Origin of the sequence: Methylobacterium sp. J-026 (genome assembly GCF_022829585.1) — a bacterium.
GTDB lineage: Bacteria > Pseudomonadota > Alphaproteobacteria > Rhizobiales > Beijerinckiaceae > Methylobacterium.
This window is the reverse complement of the sequence record NZ_JAKSYC010000244.1, coordinates 1-456: the sequence shown is the minus strand read 5'-3', so window position 1 is coordinate 456 and position 456 is coordinate 1. Positions and strand designations below refer to the sequence as shown.

The 456-nt window shown below is 70.6% G+C and carries 1 protein-coding gene; it reads left to right on the top strand.

Features of this window, described 5'->3' with window-relative positions; all coding sequences use genetic code 11:
- On the top strand, window positions 1-456 hold a 456-nt coding region (locus MKK69_RS21590; RefSeq protein WP_243971298.1), incomplete at both ends, for a methyl-accepting chemotaxis protein.

Here is a 456-nt window from a genome sequence, read left to right as displayed (position 1 = left end):
GAGGTCGGTCGTCTAGCGGGGACGCTGAACGCGATGGTTTCGGGGCTTTCGGAGCTTGCGCGGACCAACCGGGCGGCGACGGCCGACCTGAACGCGGCGGCGGCGGAGATCCGGGCGTCGGCGCAGGAGCAGGCGGCCTCGGTGGAGCAGCAATTTGCGGCCGTTCAGGAGACCGCCGCCACGGTCGACGAGATCACGCATTCGGGGGCGCAGATCAGCAAGCGGGCGACCGAGGTGATCGCCACCGCCCAGGCGACCGCGCAGACCTCGCGGCAGGGCCTGCGCGCGGTCTCGGACACCGCCCGGGCGATGGAGGCGATCCGCGAGCAGGCGGAGGCTGTGGCAGGCAACATCGTCGGCCTGTCGGAGAAGACCCAGACGATCGGGGACATCATCGAGACGGTCAACGACATCTCGGAGCGCACGCACCTGCTGGCGCTCAACGCGGCCATCGAG